Here is a 15,770-nt window from a genome sequence, read left to right as displayed (position 1 = left end):
GATGCACCTATTTTCTAGCCCTTACTTGGAGTAGAGCTCGACAATCAGGCTTTCGTTGATGTCGGCGGACAGATCACTGCGAGCAGGAACGTTCTTGAAAACGCCCGACTTCTTCTCAGTGTCTACTTCTACCCATTCTACGCGGCCACGTTGGGCACACAGATCGAGAGCTTGGACAATGCGAAGTTGATTTTTTGCTTTCTCGCGAATCGCGACCACGTCACCAGCACGAACCTGGTACGACGGGACGTTAACGGTTTGGCCGTTTACGCTGACGGATTTGTGCGATACCAGCTGACGGGATTCGGCACGAGTCGAACCAAAGCCCATACGGTATACAACGTTGTCCAGACGGCATTCGAGCAGTTGCAGCAGGTTTTCACCGGTTGCACCTTTCTTGCCAGCAGCTTCTTTGTAGTAGCCGCTGAACTGACGCTCGAGAACGCCGTAGATACGACGGACCTTCTGCTTTTCACGCAGTTGGGTGCCGTAATCGGACTGGCGACCGCGGCGTTGGCCGTGGATACCAGGTGCTGCTTCAATGTTGCACTTCGATTCGATCGCGCGCACGCCGCTCTTCAGAAAGAGATCGGTGCCTTCACGACGAGCGAGTTTGCATTTTGGACCAATGTAACGAGCCATTCTTTACAATCTCCTGGATTACACGCGGCGCTTCTTCGGCGGACGGCACCCGTTGTGCGGGATTGGCGTCACGTCGGTGATGCTGGCGATCTTATAGCCACAGCCGTTCAATGCACGGACAGCAGACTCACGACCTGGACCTGGACCTTTGACGTTGACGTCGAGGTTTTTCAGGCCATATTCCAGCGCAGCTTGACCAGCACGTTCAGCAGCTACTTGAGCAGCAAACGGGGTGGACTTGCGGGAACCGCGGAAACCCGAACCACCGGAGGTAGCCCAAGAAAGCGCGTTACCTTGACGGTCGGTGATGGTCACGATTGTGTTGTTAAAAGATGCATGGATGTGGGCGATGCCATCAACCACTGTCTTTTTAACTTTTTTACGAGGACGAGCAGCAGGTTTTGCCATGATTAATTTCCTGTCGATTCGCGTGGGCGATTACTTGCGGATCGGCTTACGCGGACCTTTACGGGTACGCGCGTTAGTCTTGGTACGCTGACCGCGTACTGGAAGACCACGACGATGACGCAGACCACGGTAGCAACCGAGGTCCATCAAACGCTTGATTTTCATGTTGATTTCGCGACGCAGGTCACCTTCAGTGGTGAACTTCGCCACTTCGCCACGCAACAGCTCAATCTGCTCGTCGCTCAGATCTTTGATCTTTGCGGCTGGGTTTACCCCAGTGTCTGCGCAAATTTTCTGCGCAGTAGTGCGACCAACACCATAGATGTAGGTCAGCGAGATAACAGTGTGCTTGTTATCTGGAATGTTAACGCCTGCAATACGGGCCATTCAGTGGGACTCCAATTGACAGCTACCTACGCCCCGGAAGCCAAGAAATAGGGCGCGAGATAATATCGCTGTAATAACAAATAATCAACCCGGCAGCGCACTAGCTGCCGGGCTTCAAGCGGATCACACTCAGCCTTGGCGCTGTTTGTGACGCGGTTCCGCGCTGCAAATTACTCGAACAACACCTTCGCGGCGAATAATTTTGCAGTTACGGCACAGCTTTTTCACCGATGCACGAACTTTCATCACCAACTCCTCGAACCTTATGGGTACTCAGCGCAACATGCCGCTGCCGTAACCCTTCAGGTTGGCTTTCTTCATCAGGGATTCGTACTGGTGCGAAACGAGGTGCGATTGTACTTGGGACATGAAGTCCATCACAACCACGACGACGATCAGCAACGAGGTCCCGCCAAGGTAGAACGGAACGTTTGCTGCAACCACCAGGAACTGGGGCAACAAGCACACGGCCGTCATATATAGAGCACCGAACATGGTCAAGCGAGTCAGAACGCCATCAATGTAGCGCGCAGACTGCTCACCTGGACGAATACCCGGAATAAAGGCACCGGACTTCTTCAGGTTTTCCGCTACGTCTTTCGGATTGAACATCAACGCCGTATAGAAGAAGCAGAAGAAAATAATCCCTGCACTAAACAGCAGAATATTCAACGGCTGACCAGGAGCGATCGACTGCGAGATGTCCTGCAACCAGCCCATACCTTCAGACTGACCGAACCAGGCACCCAACGAAGCCGGAAACAGCAAAATGCTGCTCGCGAAAATGGCGGGAATAACCCCGGCCATGTTCACTTTCAGCGGCAAGTGGCTGGTCTGCGCGGCAAAGACCTTGCGGCCCTGCTGACGCTTGGCGTAGTGAACAGCAATACGACGCTGGCCACGCTCAATGAACACCACAAAACCGATAATCGCTACTGCCAACAAACCGATGGCAACCAGGGCGAAGATATTGATATCACCCTGACGTGCAGACTCGAAAGACTGCCCAATCGCTCTCGGAAGACCGGCAACGATACCTGCGAAAATCAACATCGAGATACCGTTACCAACACCACGCTCAGTAATCTGCTCACCCAGCCACATCATGAACATCGCACCAGCCACAAAAGTGGATACCGCGACGAAATGGAAGCCAAAGTCACCAGTGAACGCAACACCCTGCCCGGCCAAGCCAACGGACATGCCGATAGCTTGGACCAGGGCGAGGAGCACAGTGCCGTAGCGGGTGTACTGGCTTATCTTGCGACGGCCAGCTTCACCTTCCTTCTTCAACTGCTCCAGCTGCGGGCTAACGGCGGTCATCAGCTGCATGATGATCGATGCCGAGATGTACGGCATGATCCCCAGTGCAAATATGCTCATCCGTTCCAGCGCGCCGCCGGAAAACATGTTGAACAAGCTAAGAATGGTCCCCTCATTCTGTCGAAACAGGTCTGCGAGTCGGTCCGGGTTGATACCTGGAACCGGGATGTGTGCGCCTATTCGGTAGACGATAATCGCCAGGAACAGAAAACGCAGACGAGCCCAAAGTTCAGACATACCGCCTTTGCCGAGCGCTGAGAGAGCACCTTGCTTAGCCATTTATTCCTCGAACTTGCCGCCAGCTGCTTCGATAGCCGAACGCGCACCTTTGGTGGCGCCGATTCCCTTGCCGATAGTGACAGCGCGAGTCACTTCACCGGACAGCATGATTTTCACACGCTGTACGTTGACGTTGATCACGTTGGCATCTTTCAGGGTCTGCACGGTAACGATATCGCCTTCCACTTTGGCCAACTCGGACAAACGCACTTCTGCGCGATCCATGGCTTTCAGGGAAACGAAACCGAACTTCGGCAGGCGACGATGCAGCGGCTGTTGACCGCCTTCAAAGCCTGGAGCGATGGTGCCACCGGAGCGGGAGGACTGACCTTTGTGGCCACGGCCACCGGTCTTGCCCAAACCACTACCGATACCACGGCCCGGACGATGCTTTTCGCGACGGGAACCCGGCGCTGGACTCAGATCATTGAGTTTCATCGAATTAACCCTCGACACGCAGCATGTAGTAAGCCTTGTTGATCATCCCGCGATTCTCGGGAGTATCAAGTACTTCTACAGTGTGACCGATGCGACGCAGACCCAAACCCTTAACGCACAATTTGTGGTTAGGGATGCGGCCGGTCATGCTTTTGATCAGCGTTACTTTAACGGTAGCCATGATCAGAAGATCTCCTTGACGCTTTTGCCACGCTTGGCGGCAATGGATTCAGGAGACTGCATAGCCTTCAAACCTTTGAAAGTGGCGTGAACCACGTTTACCGGGTTAGTCGAGCCGTAGCACTTGGCCAGAACGTTCTGAACGCCAGCAACTTCGAGGACAGCACGCATAGCGCCGCCAGCGATGATACCGGTACCTTCAGAAGCAGGCTGCATGTACACCTTCGAAGCGCCGTGAGCGGACTTCATTGCGTACTGCAGCGTGGTGCCGTTCAGATCAACTTGGATCATGTTGCGACGAGCAGCTTCCATTGCCTTCTGGATCGCAGCAGGCACTTCACGTGACTTGCCACGGCCGAAGCCAACGCGCCCTTTACCATCACCAACCACGGTCAACGCCGTGAAAGTGAAGATACGGCCGCCTTTAACGGTTTTGGCTACGCGGTTAACTTGAACCAGCTTCTCAATGTAGCCTTCGTCGCGCTTTTGGTCGTTATTTGACATAACTTAGAACTCCAGCCCAGCTTCACGAGCAGCATCAGCCAGCGCTTTCACGCGGCCGTGGTACTTGAAGCCAGAGCGGTCGAAAGCCACTTGCGAGACGCCAGCGGCCTTAGCACGCGTAGCGACCAGCTGGCCAACCTTAGTGGCCGCGTCGATGTTGCCAGTGGCACCATCACGCAGTTCTTTATCCAAAGTCGAGGCGCTTGCCAGGACTTTGTTGCCGTCGGCCGAGATGACCTGGGCGTAGATGTGCTGCGACGAGCGGAACACGCAGAGACGCACGACTTCGAGTTCGTGCATTTTCAGGCGTGCTTTGCGAGCGCGACGCAGTCGAGTAACTTTTTTGTCGGTCATTTGCTATGCCCTACTTCTTCTTGGCTTCTTTACGACGGACGACTTCGTCCGCGTAGCGCACACCTTTGCCTTTGTACGGCTCTGGTGGACGGAAGTCGCGGATCTCAGCGGCCACCTGACCTACCAGCTGCTTATCAATACCCTTGATCAGGATATCGGTTTGGCTTGGGGTCTCAGCGGTGATGCCTTCCGGCAGTTCGTAATCCACTGGGTGCGAGAAGCCAAGGGCCAGGTTCAAAACCGTGCCTTTTGCTTGCGCTTTGTAACCAACACCGACCAGCTGGAGCTTACGCTCGAAGCCTTGGCTTACGCCTTGGACCATGTTGTTTACCAACGCACGAGTGGTACCGGCCATTGCGCGAGTTTGTTGATCGCCATTGCGAGCAGCGAAACGCAGCTCACCAGCTTCTTCAACGATCTCAACGGACGAATGGATGTTCAGTTCCAGAGTGCCCTTGGCACCCTTCACCGAAAGCTGTTGGCCTGCGAATTTTACTTCGACACCGGCTGGCAGCTTAACGGGGTTCTTAGCGACGCGTGACATGCTTATCCCCCCTTAGAACACAGTGCAAAGAACTTCGCCGCCGACACCGGCAGCGCGCGCAGCACGATCCGTCATCACACCTTTGTTGGTGGAGACGATAGACACACCGAGACCGCCACGAACTTTTGGCAGATCATCGACGGACTTGTACTGACGCAGGCCTGGACGGCTAACGCGCTTCACTTCTTCGATGACCGGACGGCCTTCGAAGTACTTCAGCTCGATGGACAGCAGTGGTTTGATTTCGCTGCTGATCTGATAACCCGCAATGTAGCCTTCGTCTTTCAGGACTTTGGCAACAGCAACCTTCAACGTGGAAGATGGCATGCTTACGACGGACTTTTCAGCCATCTGGGCATTACGGATACGAGTTAGCATGTCCGCTAACGGGTCCTGCATACTCATGGCTAGACGCTCCTAATACAAAAAAATTAGCCTTGCGGCCATTACGTGTCGCCGAGAATCTCCGAGCACAAAACACACGGGCTCAGGCGAGCCGCGTATTTTAGACACACTCCGGAAATGAAACAAGCCCCAAAAGGGGCTTGTTCCAGATTCTAGGCCACCGGCGGTCAGTATCTTGCGATCCTGACCGCCGAGACTTCGAAAGTACTTACCAGCTGGCTTTAACCAGACCTGGTACGTCACCACGCATTGCCGCTTCACGCAGTTTGTTACGGCCGAGGCCGAACTTGCGGTAAACGCCGTGTGGACGACCGGTCAGGCGGCAGCGGTTACGCATGCGCGAAGCGCTTGCGTCACGTGGCTGCTTCTGCAGAGCAACTGTAGCTTCCCAACGTGCTTCTGGACTTGCGTTCAGATCAACGATGATTGCTTTCAGTGCTGCACGCTTCTTGGCGTACTTGGCAACCGTGAGCTGACGTTTCAGCTCGCGGTTTTTCATGCTCATCTTGGCCATGGTCCTACTCCAATCAGTTGCGGAACGGGAATTTGAACGCACGCAGTAGAGCGCGGCCTTCATCATCGTTCTTGGCAGTGGTGGTCAGGGTGATGTCCAGACCGCGGAGAGCATCGATCTTGTCGTAGTCGATTTCCGGGAAGATGATCTGCTCTTTAACGCCCATGCTGTAGTTACCACGACCATCGAAGGACTTGGCATTCAGGCCGCGGAAGTCGCGGACCCGAGGCAGGGAGATCGACAGCAGACGATCCAGGAATTCGTACATACGCTCACGGCGCAGAGTCACTTTGACGCCGATCGGCCAACCTTCACGGACTTTAAAGCCAGCGATGGATTTCCGAGCGTAAGTCACAACGACTTTCTGACCGGTGATCTTTTCCAGGTCGGCAACAGCATGTTCGATGACTTTTTTGTCACCGACCGCTTCGCCCAGACCCATGTTCAGGGTAATTTTTGTAACGCGTGGAACTTCCATCACGTTCGAAAGCTTAAGTTCTTCCTTAAGCTTCGGTGCGATTTCCTTCCAGTAAATCTCTTTTAGTCGTGCCATGGTCTTCTACCTAGCAGTGTTCAAGCATCAACCGCTTTTTGGGTCGACTTGAAGACACGAATTTTCTTGCCGTCTTCTACTTTGAAACCAACGCGATCAGCCTTGTTGGTTTCGCCGTTGAAAATGGCGACGTTAGAAGCGTCCAGTGGAGCTTCTTTTTCGACGATACCGCCTTGTACGCCCGACATCGGGTTAGGCTTGGTATGACGCTTGACCAGGTTCAGACCACCGATAACCAGACGGTTATTGGCGAGAACCTTAAGCACCTTACCGCGCTTACCTTTGTCTTTGCCGGCGATCACGATGATCTCGTCGTCACGACGAATCTTTTGCATGTCGGATCTCCTTACAGCACTTCTGGGGCGAGCGAGACGATCTTCATGAACTTCTCAGTACGAAGTTCACGGGTCACTGGCCCAAAGATACGGGTGCCGATCGGCTCTTGCTTGTTGTTCAGAAGAACAGCAGCGTTGCCATCAAAGCGGATAATAGAGCCATCAGCACGACGTACGCCGTGACGAGTGCGGACTACAACAGCAGTCATCACTTGGCCTTTTTTCACTTTACCGCGAGGAATTGCTTCCTTCACGGTAACTTTGATGATGTCACCGATACCAGCGTAACGACGATGGGAGCCACCCAGCACCTTGATGCACATAACGCGGCGTGCGCCGCTGTTATCGGCCACATCGAGCATGGATTGAGTCTGAATCATATAATTTCTCCGACCCCTAGTCCTTAGACTTCCACAGCGCGTTCGAGAACATCAACCAGTGCCCAAGACTTAGTCTTGGCCAGCGGACGAGTTTCACGAATAGTGACTTTGTCGCCGATGTGGCACTGATTGGTTTCGTCGTGCGCGTGCAGCTTAGTCGAACGCTTAACGTATTTACCGTAGATCGGGTGCTTTACGCGACGCTCGATCAGAACGGTGATGGTCTTGTCCATTTTGTCGCTGACAACACGGCCAGTCAGCGTACGGACGGTTTTTTCGGCTTCAGCCATGATTACTTACCTGCCTGCTGTTTGAGCACAGTCTTCACGCGAGCGATGTCACGCTTAACTTGCCGGAGCAGGTGAGACTGCCCCAACTGGCCAGTTGCTTTCTGCATACGCAGATTGAACTGGTCGCGCAGCAGGCCGAGCAGTTGCTCGTTAAGCTGCGGCGCGTCTTTTTCACGAAGTTCATTCGCTTTCATCACATCACCGTCCGTTTAACAAAGGCGGTGGCGAGCGGCAGCTTTGCAGCAGCCAGGGCAAAAGCCTCACGCGCCAGCTCTTCAGTTACACCCTCGATTTCATACAGGACTTTACCTGGCTGAATCTGGGCAACCCAGTACTCCACACTACCCTTACCTTTACCCATACGAACTTCGAGGGGCTTTTTGGAAATAGGCTTGTCCGGGAATACACGGATCCAGATCTTGCCGCCACGTTTAACGTGACGGGTCAGTGCACGACGCGCTGACTCGATCTGACGAGCGGTGAGACGACCACGAGCTACAGACTTCAGCGCATATTCGCCGAAGCTGACTTTGCTACCGCGCTGAGCCAGACCACGGTTGTGGCCTGTCATCTGCTTGCGGAACTTCGTACGCTTTGGTTGCAACATTTGGCGTACCCCTTACTTAGCAGCTTTTTTACGAGGCGCTGGTGCTTGTGGTTTCAGTTCTTCTTGGCGACCACCAATTACTTCGCCTTTGAAGATCCAAACCTTTACACCGATCACACCGTAAGTGGTGTGAGCTTCGTAGTTGGCATAGTCGATGTCGGCACGCAGGGTGTGCAGTGGCACACGACCTTCGCGATACCATTCAGTACGTGCGATTTCAGCACCGCCGAGACGACCGCTCACTTGGATTTTGATGCCTTTGGCACCAATGCGCATGGCGTTCTGTACAGCGCGCTTCATAGCGCGACGGAACATTACGCGACGCTCCAGCTGCTGAGCTACGCTCTGCGCAACCAGCATACCGTCGAGCTCCGGCTTGCGGATCTCTTCGATATTGATGTGCACAGGCACACCCATTTGCTTGGTCAGGTCCTGACGCAGTTTCTCAACATCTTCACCTTTCTTCCCGATAACGATACCTGGACGAGCGGTGTGGATGGTGATACGTGCAGTTTGAGCAGGACGATGGATATCGATACGGCTCACGGACGCGCTTTTTAGTTTGTCTTGGAGATACTCACGCACCTTCAGATCAGCGAACAAATAGTCCGCATAAGTCCGACCGTCTGCGTACCAGACGGAGGTGTGCTCCTTGACGATTCCCAGGCGAATGCCAATGGGATGTACTTTCTGACCCATCTCTTCGACTCCGTTACTTGTCAGCAACCTTGACAGTGATATGGCAAGACCGCTTGACGATGCGATCAGCTCGGCCTTTGGCACGAGGCATGATGCGCTTCAGCGAACGCCCTTCGTTGACGAAAACGGTGCTGACCTTAAGGTCATCAACGTCTGCGCCTTCGTTGTGCTCGGCGTTGGCTACGGCCGACTCCAGCACTTTCTTGATGATCTCGGCGGCTTTCTTACTGCTGAAAGCCAACAGGTTGAGCGCTTCGCCCACCTTCTTCCCGCGGATCTGGTCGGCGACCAAGCGGGCTTTCTGGGCGGAGATTCGAGCGCCCGACAACTTAGCGGCTACTTCCATCATTCCTTACCCCTTAACGCTTGGCTTTCTTGTCTGCCACGTGCCCACGATATGTGCGGGTACCGGCAAACTCGCCTAGTTTGTGGCCGACCATGTCTTCGTTCACGAGAACTGGAACATGTAGGCGACCGTTATGCACTGCAATGGTCAAACCGACCATTTGTGGCAGGATCATCGAACGACGCGACCAGGTTTTCACCGGTTTGCGATCGTTCTTTTCCGCCGCCACTTCGATCTTCTTCAGTAGGTGAAGATCAATAAAAGGACCTTTTTTCAGAGAACGTGGCACTGTCGTATCCCTCTATTTACTTGCGACGACGGACGATCATTTTGTCGGTACGCTTATTACCACGAGTCTTCGCGCCCTTAGTCGGGAAGCCCCATGGCGATACCGGATGACGACCACCAGAGGTACGACCTTCACCACCACCGTGTGGGTGGTCAACCGGGTTCATGGCAACACCACGAACGGTTGGGCGAACGCCACGCCAGCGTTTGGCACCAGCTTTACCCAACGAACGCAGGCTGTGCTCGGAGTTCGAGACTTCGCCCAGGGTCGCACGGCACTCAGCCAGTACTTTACGCATTTCACCAGAGCGCAGACGCAGGGTCACGTAGACACCTTCACGAGCGATCAGCTGAGCCGAAGCACCAGCGGAACGAGCGATTTGCGCGCCTTTACCCGGCTTCAATTCGATGCCGTGTACGGTGCTACCAACTGGAATGTTGCGCAGTTGCAGAGCGTTGCCCGGCTTGATCGGCGCCAAAGCACCTGCGATCAGCTGGTCACCAGCACTCACGCCTTTAGGGGCGATGATGTAGCGACGCTCGCCATCTGCGTACAGCAGCAGAGCGATGTGAGCAGTACGGTTTGGATCGTATTCGATACGCTCGACAGTGGCAGTGATGCCATCTTTGTCGTTGCGACGGAAGTCGACCAGACGATAATGCTGCTTATGGCCACCACCGATGTGACGAGTGGTAATGCGACCATTGTTGTTACGACCACCAGTCTTCGATTTCTTCTCGAGCAGCGGTGCGTGAGGAGCGCCTTTATGCAGCTCCTGGTTGACCACCTTGACCACAAAACGGCGGCCAGGGGAAGTCGGTTTGCATTTAACGATTGCCATGATGCACCCCTTCCTTACTCAGCACTGCTGCTGAAATCGAGATCTTGGCCTGGCTGAAGGGAGATAACTGCCTTCTTCCAGTCATTACGCTTGCCCAGACCGCGAGCAGTGCGCTTGCTCTTACCCAGAACATTCAGGGTAGTAACACGCTCTACTTTCACGCTGAACAGGCTTTCGACGGCCTTCTTGATTTCCAGCTTGGTTGCGTCAGTTGCAACCTTGAAAACGAACTGGCCTTTCTTGTCAGCCAGAACCGTAGCCTTTTCGGAAACGTGCGGGCCAAGCAGAACTTTAAATACGCGTTCCTGGTTCATCCCAGCAGCTCCTCGAATTTCTTCACGGCCGACACGGTGATCAACACCTTGTCGTATGCGATCAGACTAACTGGATCGGAACCTTGCACGTCACGTACATCAACGTGTGGCAGGTTGCGAGCAGCCAGGTACAGGTTCTGATCAACAGCTTCAGACACGATCAGGACGTCAGTCAGGCCCATGCCGTTCAGCTTGTTCAGCAGATCTTTGGTTTTCGGCGCTTCAACAGCGAAGTCCTGAACCACGACCAGACGATCAGTACGCACGAGTTCAGCAAGGATGGAGCGCAGTGCTGCGCGATACATCTTCTTGTTGAGCTTCTGGGTGTGATCCTGTGGACGTGCTGCGAAAGTGGTACCGCCGCCACGCCAGATTGGGCTACGGATAGTACCGGCACGAGCGCGGCCAGTACCTTTCTGACGCCAAGGGCGCTTACCGCCACCACGAACGTCGGAACGGGTCTTTTGCTGCTTGCTACCTTGACGGCCGCCGGCCATGTAGGCCACGACTGCTTGGTGAACCAGCGTCTCGTTGAATTCGCCGCCAAATGTCAGTTCGGAAACTTCGATCGCTTGAGCGTCATTTACATTTAATTGCATGTCAGCTTCCCCTTAACCGCGAGCCTTGGCCGCTGGACGTACAACCAGGTTGCCGCCAGTAGCGCCAGGAACAGCACCCTTGACCAACAACAGATTGCGTTCAGCGTCGACGCGCACTACTTCGAGGGACTGCACGGTCACGCGCTCAGCGCCCATATGACCGGACATTTTTTTGCCCTTGAATACACGACCAGGAGTCTGGCACTGGCCAATAGAGCCCGGGACGCGGTGGGAAACGGAGTTACCGTGAGTGTTGTCTTGGCCACGGAAATTCCAACGCTTGATCGTACCCTGGAAGCCTTTACCCTTGGACTGACCGGTTACATCAACCAGTTGACCAGCGGCGAAGATTTCAGCGTTGATCAGATCGCCAGCCTGGTAGTCGCCGTCTTCAAGACGGAACTCCATAACAGTACGACCAGCTGCAACGTTTGCTTTAGCGAAGTGACCTGCTTGAGCAGCAGTCACACGCGAAGCACGACGCTCGCCGACAGTGACTTGCACTGCACGATAGCCATCGGTTTCTTCAGTTTTAAACTGGGTGACGCGATTCGGCTCGATCTCAATGACCGTAACCGGAATGGAGACACCTTCTTCGGTGAAAATACGGGTCATACCGCATTTACGACCGACTACACCAATAGTCATGTTGTAAACCTCATGAGTGTACGGGGCTTTCACCCGCTATGGCCGCCCATTTCAGAGCGTTACACGACTAAGACCCAAGTCTTAGCCGAGGCTGATCTGTACTTCCACACCGGCCGCCAGATCAAGCTTCATAAGTGCATCAACGGTTTTATCCGTTGGCAGGACGATGTCCAGCACGCGCTTATGAGTACGGATCTCGTACTGGTCACGCGCGTCTTTGTTGACGTGCGGGGAGACCAGAACGGTGAACCGTTCTTTACGGGTAGGCAGTGGAATTGGACCACGCACTTGAGCACCAGTACGTTTCGCGGTTTCCACGATTTCCTGGGTGGATTGGTCGATCAGTTTGTGGTCAAAAGCCTTCAACCTGATACGAATTTGCTGATTTGCCATTGGATTTCAGACTCCGGCTGCTATTCCCAGCGAGCGCAACACGCCCGTTAAAAGGAGGCGCAATTCTATAGACGCCCCATATGGGTGTCAACTCAATAAAAAAGCCCCCGCTGAGCGGGGGCTTTTTCAAGTCATCACTTATTAAGCGATGATTTTGGCTACGACGCCAGCGCCGACGGTACGACCGCCTTCACGGATAGCGAAACGCAGACCATCTTCCATTGCGATGGTTTTGATCAGGGTGACAACCATTTTGATGTTGTCGCCTGGCATTACCATTTCAACGCCTTCCGGCAGTTCGCAGTTACCGGTCACGTCAGTGGTCCGGAAGTAGAACTGTGGACGGTAGCCTTTGAAGAACGGAGTGTGACGACCGCCTTCTTCTTTGCTCAACACGTACACTTCAGCTTCGAAGGTAGTGTGTGGCTTAACCGAGCCTGGCTTAACCAGAACCTGGCCACGCTCAACGTCGTCACGCTTGGTACCACGCAGCAGAACGCCGCAGTTCTCGCCTGCACGACCTTCGTCGAGCAGTTTACGGAACATTTCAACACCGGTGCAGGTGGTGACGGTAGTGTCACGCAGACCAACGATTTCCAGTGGATCTTGAACCTTAACGATACCGCGCTCGATACGACCAGTCACAACAGTACCGCGACCCGAGATCGAGAATACGTCTTCGATTGGCATCAGGAACGGCTTGTCGATAACACGTACTGGGTCTGGGATGTAGCTGTCCAGAGTCTCAACCAGTTTCCGTACGGAAGTGGTGCCCATTTCGTTGTCGTCTTTGCCTTCCAGAGCCATACGAGCAGAACCGATGATGATCGGAGTGTCGTCGCCTGGGAAGTCGTAAGTGCTCAGCAGATCGCGCACTTCCATCTCAACCAGTTCCAGCAGCTCAGCGTCGTCTACCAGGTCAGCCTTGTTCAGGTAAACCACGATGTACGGAACGCCAACCTGACGGGACAGCAGGATGTGCTCACGGGTTTGTGGCATCGGACCATCAGCGGCCGAACAAACCAGGATCGCGCCGTCCATTTGGGCAGCACCGGTGATCATGTTCTTCACATAGTCAGCGTGACCTGGGCAGTCAACGTGAGCGTAGTGACGGATCAGCGAGTTGTATTCAACGTGAGCAGTGTTGATGGTGATACCACGAGCTTTTTCTTCTGGCGCGCTGTCGATCTTGTCGAAGTCAACGATAGCCGAACCGAAAATTTCGGAGCAAACACGAGTCAGAGCAGCAGTCAGCGTAGTTTTACCGTGGTCAACGTGACCGATGGTGCCAACGTTGACGTGCGGTAGGGAACGATCAAATTTTTCTTTAGCCACGACAATTAACTCCTTGCCTAAAGGACTGAATCAGCCTTGTTTTTTGGATACAGTTTCAGCGATGTGCGCCGGAGCTGTGTTGTATTTTTTGAATTCCATAGAGTAGCTTGCGCGACCCTGAGACATGGAACGAACGTCGGTCGCATAACCGAACATCTCGCCCAACGGAACCTCGGCACGAATCACTTTGCCGGAAACCGTATCTTCCATACCCAAGATCATGCCGCGACGACGGTTAAGGTCGCCCATCACGTCACCCATGTAGTCTTCAGGCGTAACGACTTCTACTGCCATGATTGGCTCAAGCAACTCACCACCGCCCTTCTGGGCCAGTTGCTTGGTAGCCATGGAAGCAGCCACCTTAAACGCCATCTCGTTGGAGTCGACGTCGTGGTAAGAACCGTCAAAAACGGTCGCCTTCAGGCCGATGAGCGGATAGCCGGCAACAACACCGTTCTTCATCTGCTCTTCGATACCCTTCTGGATAGCCGGGATGTATTCCTTAGGAACAACACCGCCCACTACTTCGTTCACGAATTGCAGACCTTCCTGACCTTCATCAGCAGGTGCAAAACGGATCCAGCAATGGCCGAACTGGCCACGACCGCCGGATTGACGAACGAATTTGCCTTCGATTTCACAGTTCTTCGTGATGCGCTCACGATAGGAAACCTGAGGCTTACCGATGTTGGCTTCGACGTTGAACTCACGGCGCATCCGGTCAACCAGGATGTCCAGGTGAAGCTCGCCCATGCCGGAGATGATCGTTTGACCAGTCTCTTCATCAGTCTTGACGCGGAAAGATGGATCTTCCTGAGCGAGCTTGCCCAGAGCGATACCCATTTTTTCCTGGTCATCCTTGGTCTTAGGCTCAACGGCAACCGAAATAACCGGCTCCGGGAAGTCCATGCGAACCAGGATGATTGGCTTGTCAGCGTTGCACAAGGTTTCACCAGTGGTGACGTCCTTCATGCCGATCAAGGCCGCGATGTCACCAGCGCGTACTTCCTTGATCTCTTCGCGGGCGTTTGCGTGCATTTGCACCATACGACCCACGCGCTCTTTCTTGCCTTTAACCGAGTTGATCACGCCGTCGCCGGAGTTCAACACGCCCGAGTAAACGCGGACGAAGGTCAAGGTACCCACGAATGGGTCAGTGGCAATTTTAAATGCCAGAGCGGAGAACGGTTCTGCGTCGTCTGCATGACGCTCCAGCTCGATAGTCTCGTCATCCGGGTCAGTACCCTTGATGGCAGGAATATCCACTGGGGCCGGCAGGTAGTCGATCACAGCATCGAGAACCAGGGGAACGCCCTTGTTCTTGAACGAGGAACCGCAAACAGCCAAGACGATCTCACCAGCGATAGTACGCTGACGCAGAGCGGCCTTGATTTCCGCGTTGGTGAGTTCTTCACCTTCGAGGTACTTGTTCATCAGTTCTTCGTTGGCTTCGGCCGCAGCTTCAACCATGTTGTTGCGCCACTCGTCAGCCAATTCCTGCAGTTCAGCAGGGATAGGCTTGCGAACAGGAACCATACCTTTGTCAGCGTCGTTCCAGTAAACAGCTTCCATGGTCACCAGATCGATCTGGCCCTGGAAGTTGTCTTCGGAACCGATAGCCAACTGGATTGGTACCGGGGTGTGACCCAGACGCTGCTTGATCTGACCGATCACGCGCAGGAAGTTCGCACCAGCACGGTCCATCTTGTTTACGTAAACAAGACGTGGAACGCCGTATTTGTTGGCTTGACGCCATACGGTTTCCGACTGAGGCTCAACACCCGAGGTGCCGCAGAACACAACGACAGCGCCGTCGAGTACGCGCAGGGAACGCTCAACTTCAATGGTGAAGTCTACGTGGCCCGGGGTATCGATTACGTTGAAGCGGTGCTCATCTTTGTACTGCTTCTCGGAACCTTTCCAGAAGGCGGTAATAGCAGCAGAAGTAATGGTAATACCACGCTCCTGCTCCTGAACCATCCAGTCTGTGGTCGCGGCGCCGTCATGCACCTCGCCCATCTTGTGACTTTTGCCGGTGTAAAAAAGGACGCGCTCGGTGGTGGTGGTTTTACCAGCATCCACGTGAGCGACGATACCGATGTTACGGTAGCGACTAATCGGAGTAGTACGAGCCATAAAGCCCTCGCAAAATTAGTGAAGCTA

Annotated in this window: 28 protein-coding genes; all 28 read right to left on the bottom strand. The window is 54.2% G+C overall.

The features are described from left to right. Positions 1–21: 21 nt before the first annotated feature. The 28 genes from rpsD to fusA all read right to left on the bottom strand — a co-directional run bounded on the left by rpsD (position 22) and on the right by fusA (position 15,743). The gene (gene rpsD / locus HBJ59_RS30350) at positions 22–642 is read right to left on the bottom strand and encodes a 30S ribosomal protein S4 (RefSeq protein WP_003210056.1); all 621 of its coding nucleotides are present in this window, start codon (positions 640–642) and stop codon (positions 22–24) included. 18 nt (positions 643–660) lie between these two features. Next, entirely contained in the window at positions 661–1,050 is a 390-nt protein-coding gene (rpsK, locus tag HBJ59_RS30345) for a 30S ribosomal protein S11 (protein ID WP_002555466.1), read from the bottom strand. Positions 1,051–1,080: 30 nt separating this feature from the next. Beyond that, positions 1,081–1,437: a 30S ribosomal protein S13 gene (gene rpsM, locus HBJ59_RS30340; RefSeq protein WP_003210063.1), complete on the bottom strand. Its 357-nt coding sequence runs from the start codon at positions 1,435–1,437 to the stop codon at positions 1,081–1,083. A gap of 129 nt (positions 1,438–1,566) precedes the next feature. Continuing rightward, positions 1,567–1,683: a 50S ribosomal protein L36 gene (gene rpmJ / locus HBJ59_RS30335; RefSeq protein WP_002555468.1), complete on the bottom strand. Its 117-nt coding sequence runs from the start codon at positions 1,681–1,683 to the stop codon at positions 1,567–1,569. A 27-nt stretch (positions 1,684–1,710) separates the two neighbouring features. Continuing rightward, on the bottom strand, positions 1,711–3,039 hold the full coding sequence (secY, locus tag HBJ59_RS30330; RefSeq protein WP_167665678.1) for a preprotein translocase subunit SecY: 1,329 nt from the start codon (positions 3,037–3,039) through the stop codon (positions 1,711–1,713). Next, positions 3,040–3,477, bottom strand: a complete 438-nt coding sequence (rplO, locus tag HBJ59_RS30325) for a 50S ribosomal protein L15 (protein ID WP_003210066.1) — start codon at positions 3,475–3,477, stop codon at positions 3,040–3,042. 4 nt (positions 3,478–3,481) lie between these two features. Then, a complete protein-coding gene (gene rpmD / locus HBJ59_RS30320) occupies positions 3,482–3,658 on the bottom strand; it encodes a 50S ribosomal protein L30 (RefSeq protein ID WP_003186033.1) in 177 nt (58 codons plus the stop codon). Between the two features lie 2 nt (positions 3,659–3,660). Next, complete coding sequence (gene rpsE / locus HBJ59_RS30315; RefSeq protein ID WP_003186035.1) at positions 3,661–4,161, bottom strand: 30S ribosomal protein S5; 501 nt, start codon at positions 4,159–4,161, stop codon at positions 3,661–3,663. A 3-nt stretch (positions 4,162–4,164) separates the two neighbouring features. Continuing rightward, positions 4,165–4,515: a 50S ribosomal protein L18 gene (gene rplR, locus HBJ59_RS30310; RefSeq protein ID WP_003186037.1), complete on the bottom strand. Its 351-nt coding sequence runs from the start codon at positions 4,513–4,515 to the stop codon at positions 4,165–4,167. A gap of 10 nt (positions 4,516–4,525) precedes the next feature. Continuing rightward, positions 4,526–5,059: a 50S ribosomal protein L6 gene (gene rplF, locus HBJ59_RS30305; protein ID WP_003176412.1), complete on the bottom strand. Its 534-nt coding sequence runs from the start codon at positions 5,057–5,059 to the stop codon at positions 4,526–4,528. Between the two features lie 12 nt (positions 5,060–5,071). Beyond that, a complete protein-coding gene (rpsH, locus tag HBJ59_RS30300) occupies positions 5,072–5,464 on the bottom strand; it encodes a 30S ribosomal protein S8 (protein WP_003186040.1) in 393 nt (130 codons plus the stop codon). 208 nt (positions 5,465–5,672) lie between these two features. Beyond that, the gene (gene rpsN / locus HBJ59_RS30295; protein ID WP_003176414.1) at positions 5,673–5,978 is read right to left on the bottom strand and encodes a 30S ribosomal protein S14; all 306 of its coding nucleotides are present in this window, start codon (positions 5,976–5,978) and stop codon (positions 5,673–5,675) included. Between the two features lie 13 nt (positions 5,979–5,991). Continuing rightward, entirely contained in the window at positions 5,992–6,531 is a 540-nt protein-coding gene (gene rplE / locus HBJ59_RS30290; protein ID WP_003176415.1) for a 50S ribosomal protein L5, read from the bottom strand. A gap of 20 nt (positions 6,532–6,551) precedes the next feature. Next, positions 6,552–6,866, bottom strand: a complete 315-nt coding sequence (gene rplX, locus HBJ59_RS30285) for a 50S ribosomal protein L24 (RefSeq protein WP_003176416.1) — start codon at positions 6,864–6,866, stop codon at positions 6,552–6,554. An 11-nt stretch (positions 6,867–6,877) separates the two neighbouring features. Beyond that, entirely contained in the window at positions 6,878–7,246 is a 369-nt protein-coding gene (gene rplN, locus HBJ59_RS30280) for a 50S ribosomal protein L14 (protein WP_002555479.1), read from the bottom strand. 23 nt (positions 7,247–7,269) lie between these two features. Next, positions 7,270–7,536 (bottom strand): 30S ribosomal protein S17, encoded by a 267-nt coding sequence (gene rpsQ / locus HBJ59_RS30275; protein WP_003176419.1) that lies wholly within the window; start codon positions 7,534–7,536, stop codon positions 7,270–7,272. Between the two features lie 2 nt (positions 7,537–7,538). Next, on the bottom strand, positions 7,539–7,730 hold the full coding sequence (gene rpmC, locus HBJ59_RS30270) for a 50S ribosomal protein L29 (RefSeq protein ID WP_008030901.1): 192 nt from the start codon (positions 7,728–7,730) through the stop codon (positions 7,539–7,541). After that, positions 7,730–8,143, bottom strand: a complete 414-nt coding sequence (gene rplP, locus HBJ59_RS30265) for a 50S ribosomal protein L16 (protein ID WP_045057467.1) — start codon at positions 8,141–8,143, stop codon at positions 7,730–7,732. Before rplP ends, rpmC begins: the two co-directional genes overlap by 1 nt. Positions 8,144–8,155: 12 nt before the next feature. Continuing rightward, positions 8,156–8,842, bottom strand: coding sequence for a 30S ribosomal protein S3 (gene rpsC, locus HBJ59_RS30260; RefSeq protein ID WP_003176422.1), 687 nt, complete (start codon positions 8,840–8,842; stop codon positions 8,156–8,158). Between the two features lie 13 nt (positions 8,843–8,855). After that, the gene (rplV, locus tag HBJ59_RS30255) at positions 8,856–9,188 is read right to left on the bottom strand and encodes a 50S ribosomal protein L22 (RefSeq protein ID WP_003210077.1); all 333 of its coding nucleotides are present in this window, start codon (positions 9,186–9,188) and stop codon (positions 8,856–8,858) included. A 13-nt stretch (positions 9,189–9,201) separates the two neighbouring features. Further along, positions 9,202–9,477 carry a 30S ribosomal protein S19 gene (rpsS, locus tag HBJ59_RS30250; RefSeq protein WP_003232420.1) on the bottom strand — a complete coding sequence of 92 codons (276 nt, stop codon included), beginning with the start codon at positions 9,475–9,477 and terminating at the stop codon, positions 9,202–9,204. Positions 9,478–9,493: 16 nt separating this feature from the next. After that, the gene (gene rplB / locus HBJ59_RS30245; protein ID WP_032884535.1) at positions 9,494–10,318 is read right to left on the bottom strand and encodes a 50S ribosomal protein L2; all 825 of its coding nucleotides are present in this window, start codon (positions 10,316–10,318) and stop codon (positions 9,494–9,496) included. 14 nt (positions 10,319–10,332) lie between these two features. Then, complete coding sequence (gene rplW, locus HBJ59_RS30240) at positions 10,333–10,632, bottom strand: 50S ribosomal protein L23 (protein WP_002555488.1); 300 nt, start codon at positions 10,630–10,632, stop codon at positions 10,333–10,335. Beyond that, positions 10,629–11,231, bottom strand: a complete 603-nt coding sequence (gene rplD, locus HBJ59_RS30235) for a 50S ribosomal protein L4 (protein WP_003210082.1) — start codon at positions 11,229–11,231, stop codon at positions 10,629–10,631. The genes rplW and rplD overlap by 4 nt, the downstream gene beginning before the upstream one ends. 12 nt (positions 11,232–11,243) lie before the next feature. Further along, complete coding sequence (gene rplC / locus HBJ59_RS30230) at positions 11,244–11,879, bottom strand: 50S ribosomal protein L3 (protein WP_003194649.1); 636 nt, start codon at positions 11,877–11,879, stop codon at positions 11,244–11,246. Between the two features lie 81 nt (positions 11,880–11,960). Beyond that, positions 11,961–12,272, bottom strand: coding sequence for a 30S ribosomal protein S10 (rpsJ, locus tag HBJ59_RS30225; protein WP_003210084.1), 312 nt, complete (start codon positions 12,270–12,272; stop codon positions 11,961–11,963). A gap of 141 nt (positions 12,273–12,413) precedes the next feature. Beyond that, positions 12,414–13,607 (bottom strand): elongation factor Tu, encoded by a 1,194-nt coding sequence (gene tuf / locus HBJ59_RS30220; protein WP_048724879.1) that lies wholly within the window; start codon positions 13,605–13,607, stop codon positions 12,414–12,416. A gap of 30 nt (positions 13,608–13,637) precedes the next feature. Beyond that, the gene (fusA, locus tag HBJ59_RS30215; protein WP_076016466.1) at positions 13,638–15,743 is read right to left on the bottom strand and encodes an elongation factor G; all 2,106 of its coding nucleotides are present in this window, start codon (positions 15,741–15,743) and stop codon (positions 13,638–13,640) included. Positions 15,744–15,770 lie beyond the last annotated feature (27 nt).

The organism is Pseudomonas sp. AN3A02 (genome assembly GCF_011765255.1).
GTDB lineage: Bacteria > Pseudomonadota > Gammaproteobacteria > Pseudomonadales > Pseudomonadaceae > Aquipseudomonas.
Note: the sequence above shows the minus strand (reverse complement) of the source record. Positions and strands in the feature narration are given on the sequence as shown.

Bases quoted from the DNA above. Each gene is read 5' to 3' on its own strand.
- rpsD (WP_003210056.1), bottom strand. From the start codon at position 642: ATGGCTCGTTACATTGGTCCAAAATGCAAACTCGCTCGTCGTGAAGGC.
- rplF (WP_003176412.1), bottom strand. From the start codon at position 5,059: ATGTCACGCGTCGCTAAGAACCCCGTTAAGCTGCCAGCCGGTGTCGAA.
- rpsH (WP_003186040.1), bottom strand. From the start codon at position 5,464: ATGAGTATGCAGGACCCGTTAGCGGACATGCTAACTCGTATCCGTAAT.
- rpsM (WP_003210063.1), bottom strand. From the start codon at position 1,437: ATGGCCCGTATTGCAGGCGTTAACATTCCAGATAACAAGCACACTGTT.
- rplW (WP_002555488.1), bottom strand. From the start codon at position 10,632: ATGAACCAGGAACGCGTATTTAAAGTTCTGCTTGGCCCGCACGTTTCC.
- rpsQ (WP_003176419.1), bottom strand. From the start codon at position 7,536: ATGGCTGAAGCCGAAAAAACCGTCCGTACGCTGACTGGCCGTGTTGTC.
- rplV (WP_003210077.1), bottom strand. From the start codon at position 9,188: ATGGAAGTAGCCGCTAAGTTGTCGGGCGCTCGAATCTCCGCCCAGAAA.
- rpmJ (WP_002555468.1), bottom strand. From the start codon at position 1,683: ATGAAAGTTCGTGCATCGGTGAAAAAGCTGTGCCGTAACTGCAAAATT.
- rpmC (WP_008030901.1), bottom strand. From the start codon at position 7,730: ATGAAAGCGAATGAACTTCGTGAAAAAGACGCGCCGCAGCTTAACGAG.
- rpmD (WP_003186033.1), bottom strand. From the start codon at position 3,658: ATGGCTACCGTTAAAGTAACGCTGATCAAAAGCATGACCGGCCGCATC.
- fusA (WP_076016466.1), bottom strand. From the start codon at position 15,743: ATGGCTCGTACTACTCCGATTAGTCGCTACCGTAACATCGGTATCGTC.
- rplP (WP_045057467.1), bottom strand. From the start codon at position 8,143: ATGTTGCAACCAAAGCGTACGAAGTTCCGCAAGCAGATGACAGGCCAC.
- rplR (WP_003186037.1), bottom strand. From the start codon at position 4,515: ATGACCGACAAAAAAGTTACTCGACTGCGTCGCGCTCGCAAAGCACGC.
- rplE (WP_003176415.1), bottom strand. From the start codon at position 6,531: ATGGCACGACTAAAAGAGATTTACTGGAAGGAAATCGCACCGAAGCTT.
- rpsK (WP_002555466.1), bottom strand. From the start codon at position 1,050: ATGGCAAAACCTGCTGCTCGTCCTCGTAAAAAAGTTAAAAAGACAGTG.
- rplX (WP_003176416.1), bottom strand. From the start codon at position 6,866: ATGCAAAAGATTCGTCGTGACGACGAGATCATCGTGATCGCCGGCAAA.
- rpsC (WP_003176422.1), bottom strand. From the start codon at position 8,842: ATGGGTCAGAAAGTACATCCCATTGGCATTCGCCTGGGAATCGTCAAG.
- rplN (WP_002555479.1), bottom strand. From the start codon at position 7,246: ATGATTCAGACTCAATCCATGCTCGATGTGGCCGATAACAGCGGCGCA.
- rplC (WP_003194649.1), bottom strand. From the start codon at position 11,879: ATGACTATTGGTGTAGTCGGTCGTAAATGCGGTATGACCCGTATTTTC.
- rpsN (WP_003176414.1), bottom strand. From the start codon at position 5,978: ATGGCCAAGATGAGCATGAAAAACCGCGAGCTGAAACGTCAGCTCACG.
- rplD (WP_003210082.1), bottom strand. From the start codon at position 11,231: ATGCAATTAAATGTAAATGACGCTCAAGCGATCGAAGTTTCCGAACTG.
- rplB (WP_032884535.1), bottom strand. From the start codon at position 10,318: ATGGCAATCGTTAAATGCAAACCGACTTCCCCTGGCCGCCGTTTTGTG.
- rplO (WP_003210066.1), bottom strand. From the start codon at position 3,477: ATGAAACTCAATGATCTGAGTCCAGCGCCGGGTTCCCGTCGCGAAAAG.
- rpsE (WP_003186035.1), bottom strand. From the start codon at position 4,161: ATGTCAAATAACGACCAAAAGCGCGACGAAGGCTACATTGAGAAGCTG.
- secY (WP_167665678.1), bottom strand. From the start codon at position 3,039: ATGGCTAAGCAAGGTGCTCTCTCAGCGCTCGGCAAAGGCGGTATGTCT.
- rpsJ (WP_003210084.1), bottom strand. From the start codon at position 12,272: ATGGCAAATCAGCAAATTCGTATCAGGTTGAAGGCTTTTGACCACAAA.